The following is a 4781-nucleotide window of genomic DNA, read 5'->3' on the forward strand; positions in this document are numbered from 1 at the left end:
ATTTACAAAGCCCAGAGAAATTCGAAGAATATTTTCAATCAAAGGTAAAGGTGGCACAGGAATTCCTTTTGTCGGTAAAGCGACTAGAAATAATAGAGAACGTGCAGCGTTATTTTCATTAGGCGTAGATGAGGGAAAAGAAACTATCTATGCTAGATTACAAAAGCAATTTGTAGGACAGGGTTATTGTCATTTCCCAATAGAAGATGACAGAAACTACAATCAAGACTACTTTGAAGGTCTATGTAGTGAGAAGCGTATAGAGAAATATGTCAAAGGCAAAAAAACATACCAATGGGTCAAAATAAAATCAGGAATCCGAAACGAACCACTCGATCTAAGAAACTACGCAACAGCAGCACTAGAAATATTGAATCCAGATATGGAATACCTATCCAAACATAAACAGAAAATCTCTGCAGAAACCACTAAAAAGCCAAAGGTTAAAAAGAAGAAGAGGCGAGTGATTTCTAAGGGGATATAGATGTTGAAATAACAGTTCAATTATAATATACTAAATACGATATATTATGATTGAGGGGGAGTTTTGATGGATGAAAATCAGACAAAAGGAACTTTTAGCGATTCGATAATTAAATATTGTGTAGATAAGTTTGTAGAGTTCTTTGCCAAGCATTGGCTTAAAGTTTTGATATTAATAGCATTGCTAGCAATGGAAAACAATAGGCGTTTTTTAGGATTTGTTGTTAATTATATTACTGGGAAGTTTGTAGTTAAAGAGAGTGATAGCTCTGTATTATTGGATGTAGTGCCTATCTTAGTAGTAAGTTATTTGGCATATCAATCTAATAAGCGAATAAATGAAATGCAGGAGCAAGAAATTAAATTTAGAGCTGAAAAAGAGAAGGAGATAGAAAATTTAGAAAAGACTAATTTTTTACAACAAAGCAGGATTATTAGAATCGAATATGAAGTTAGATTGAATTATTTTAAAGAGCAAGCAAAAATAATAGAAGCACTTATATATTCAATAGTTAGTAATGGGAAAAATGAAATATTTGAATTAATTCAGATAGTAAAACTTGTTGCTCCAAAATTAGAAGATATTAGAGTATATAATGAAAAATATACACTCCTTCTTTTGAATAAATTGAAATATGATAAATGTGAGGTCAATAATGATATAGATATTTTTACAGAATTCAATCATGAAGTATATATAATGATTGATAAGTTCAAGATATTAATAAACATATTAGAAAATATAGAAGGAAAAGAACAGTGTGAAGATACTTGTTTAGAATCAAGGAAACATGCAGAGGATAAAATTATTCTTTTTAAAATTAAAATTTTTAATTTTTTAAAAAAACTTGAAAAGATAGAAGAAAATCTAAAATCAAATTAAAGACACGCTATGGTGTATTATTTATACTAAATAAAGACATAGATATTGAAATAACAGTTCAGTTATAATATACTAAATATTGGATATTATAATTGAGAGGGGAATTTTGATGTGTAAAATTTGTAAAAACAATAAATATAATCAAAAAATAATAGAAGTAATAAAAAAAATAATGTTAATAATATTATTATTATTATTTTTGATTGGCATGATGTTATGTGAAAATAATAGGAAAATAATTGGTTTTATAATAGATTATTTTAAAGGAGATATTATTATAGAATTAAGTGACATGGCAGTATTTCTTCAAGTTGTTCCAATTGTTACTGTTAGTTTTTTTAGTTATAGAATTTCTAAAATGGCATTTCAAAAAAGTGATAAAGATAAAAAAAGAAAATTAAAATCAAAGTATGAAAGTAAGAAAGAATTATTTACTATTAAGATAATTGAAATGAAAAGTCTTTATTTAAATCTGAACCATAATCTGAACCGTAATGCTCGCAATGATATTGATTCGTCATTAAAAAAACTTGATGAAGCAGTATATGAATTTGAAAGATTACATTCAGAAGTATTAACATGTAGATTTGAATATGAAGATATGAATGATTTAGATCATTTTGATAAAGAGACAATGGAAGTTATTAGCCTATTATTGTACAAAGTAAAATATAGTAAAGAATATGTAAAATTAGCAATAATAAACAAAAGAGATATGAGGGCGATAATTGAAGATATAAATAATACAGTTGAAGAACTAGAAAAGATGCCAATATAGGGTATTAAAAATAGACACCCCACGGTGTCTTTTTTAATACCCGAAAGGAGGTGATGCAAATGAATCTACAAACAGCACAAAGAATGTTAGACAAATGGATTGAAGCTGAAGAAAAGGTAATGAGTGGTCAAAGTTACAGTATGGGTTCTAGATCATTGACTCATGCAAATCTCAATGAAATTGGAAACAGAATCAAATTTTATCAAAGAGAAGTGGGAAAACTAAAGAATAGAGGCAGAAGCAGAGTGCGATATGTTGTACCAAAGTAGGGAGGGAGCGTGTTGAGTTTTAGAGAATTCAAAGGAAGGCTAAAAAAGAGCTTTCAAGTGCTTACCAATAGTGGATATTCAGAGCATGGTGCTAGTTATGTGAAAAAGGCACTTCAAGGCTGGATTACTTCTATCGGAAGTACGAAAACAGACATAGATGACAATCTCGAAACGCTAAGGGAAAGGTCGCGCGATCTTTATATGGGTGGTGCATCTATAGCGACTGGTGCACTCAAAACTATTAGAACTAATGTTATTGGTTCGGGGCTTAGGGTTACACCAGCTATAGATTATGAAGCTATAGGTATGACTGCTGTAGAGGCTGACAAATTTCGCAAGAATATAGAAAGAGAGTTTAATCTCTGGGCTGATACACCAGCGTGTGATTATCAGCGTATGAACAATTTTTACGAACTACAGCAATTAGCGTTTATATCTTGGCTCATGAGTGGTGAAGTATTTGTATTACTTCCAGAGAAGGCAAGACCTAATATGCCTTATGATTTGAGAGTCATGGTGATAGAAGCAGATAGGATATCTACTCCACCAACTAAAGCTATGAAAGATAGAATTGTAAATGGAGTAGAGACTGATCGGTCGGGTGAAGTTGTAGCGTATCATATATCCAACAAGCACCCAGGAGATGATAATTATAGTAAATCTCCAAAATGGAAAAGAGTATTGAAATATGGCAAACAGACAGGAAGACCTATTGTTCTCCATCTCATGGAAGCTGAGAGACCAGAACAAAGAAGAGGTGTTCCTATTTTATCGCCTGTAATTGAGGATTTAAAACAGCTTGGAAGATATACAGAAGCTGAGTTGATGGCATCGGTTATATCTAGTATGTTCACAGTTTTTATTAAAAGCGATAATCCAGAGCTGGATTCAGCTCTTGGATCATTTGGATATGATGAGGACGATCCAATCAGTGAAGAATTACCAGAGTACAAATTAGGAGCTGGAGCTATAGTTGCTTTAGGAGAAGGGGAAGATATCAAGGAAGTAAATCCTGGAAGGCAAAATACTGCATTTGATGGTTTTGTAGCTGCTATTTGTAAGCAGATTGGAGTTGCGCTTGAATTACCTTTTGAAGTATTGGTAAAGCATTTTACATCATCGTATAGTGCATCAAGAGCGGCATTACTAGAAGCATGGAAGATGTACAAAATGCGCAGAACATGGATGGTGAATGATTATTGCCAACCAATATATGAGGAATGGTTTACAGAAGGTGTTACTAAGGGAAGGATAAATGCTCCAGGCTTTTTTGATGATCCTATTATTAGAAAAGCATATTGTAAAGCAACATGGACAGGTCCAACTCAAGGACAGCTTGATCCATTAAAGGAAGTTAGAGCTGCAGAGCGTAGAGTGAGAAATGGTTTCTCTACTAGAAGTCAAGAAACTATTGAGATGACTGGTGGAGATTATTATGACAATGTATCGAGATTGCAAAGAGAAGAGGAAGAGTTGAAGAAAATTCAAGGAGGTGAGGCGAATGCATAATTTTTGGCAGTTTAAGAATCAGACAGAAACTAGTGTGGATTTATTACTGTATGGTCCAATAGCAAGTGAATCTTGGTGGGGGGATGAAGTTACTCCAAAAAGTTTCATCGAAGATTTGAATGCTGCAGGTGATGTATCTGAGATAAATGTGAGAATTAATTCTGGTGGCGGTGATGTGTTTGCAGCTGAAAGTATTTATAGTCATTTGATTACTCACAGTGCAAAAGTAAATGTATATGTAGATGGAATGGCAGCGAGTGCAGCTACTATCATCGCAATGGCAGGGGATAAGATTTATATTCCTAGTGGTGGAATGATGATGATTCACAATCCTATGATTAGTTTGTGGGGTAGTTACAATGTCCAGGATTTCGAAGAGATGAAGTCAATTCTAGACAAGATAAAAGATTCTATTATTAATACTTATCATCAGAGAACTGGAAAATCAAAAGATGAATTGGGTCAGTTGATGAGTGACGAAACTTGGTTGACTGGAGAAGATGCAGTTGAACAAGGTTTTGCAGATGAGATTTTTGATGCGAGAGTAGAAAAGGTAACAAATAGTAAAATGTGTATAATCAATTCGGTTAATATTGATGTGACACAGTTCAAGAATTTTCCGAATGAAGCTGTGAAACCATCTGAACCAGTTAAGCCAAAGAATGATGCGCCGATTCAGATACCAAAGAAACCACAAATTGAACCACAGAATAATTTAGGAAATAAAGAGGAGGAGTCAATCATGAATTTAGAAGAATTAAAAGCGAAGCATCCAGATGTTTATAAAGCGGCTTTAAATGAAGGTATTAAGGCTGAAAGGGAAAGAATCAAGGCTATTGATGATATTGATGCACCAGGA

Annotated in this window: 6 protein-coding genes; all 6 read left to right on the plus strand. The window is 32.9% G+C overall.

Annotated features, from left to right (window positions below; translation table 11 throughout):
- The coding region (locus tag N4A40_09365) for a phage terminase large subunit family protein (protein ID MCT4662055.1) at positions 1 to 484 on the plus strand (484 nt) is incomplete at its 5' end.
- Between the two features lie 66 nt (positions 485 to 550).
- Complete coding sequence (locus N4A40_09370; protein ID MCT4662056.1) at positions 551 to 1366, plus strand: hypothetical protein; 816 nt, start codon at positions 551 to 553, stop codon at positions 1364 to 1366.
- A 79-nt stretch (positions 1367 to 1445) separates the two neighbouring features.
- Entirely contained in the window at positions 1446 to 2144 is a 699-nt protein-coding gene (locus tag N4A40_09375) for a hypothetical protein (GenBank protein ID MCT4662057.1), read from the plus strand.
- Between the two features lie 59 nt (positions 2145 to 2203).
- Positions 2204 to 2413, plus strand: coding sequence for a DUF6148 family protein (locus N4A40_09380; protein ID MCT4662058.1), 210 nt, complete (start codon positions 2204 to 2206; stop codon positions 2411 to 2413).
- 12 nt (positions 2414 to 2425) lie between these two features.
- Positions 2426 to 3922 (plus strand): phage portal protein, encoded by a 1497-nt coding sequence (locus tag N4A40_09385; GenBank protein ID MCT4662059.1) that lies wholly within the window; start codon positions 2426 to 2428, stop codon positions 3920 to 3922.
- Positions 3915 to 4781, plus strand: an 867-nt coding sequence (locus N4A40_09390) for a Clp protease ClpP (GenBank protein MCT4662060.1), incomplete at its 3' end; no start/stop codon positions are given. The genes N4A40_09385 and N4A40_09390, both read left to right, overlap by 8 nt.

The sequence above is a fragment of the Tissierellales bacterium genome (genome assembly GCA_025210965.1).
Lineage (GTDB): Bacteria > Bacillota > Clostridia > Tissierellales > JAOAQY01 > JAOAQY01.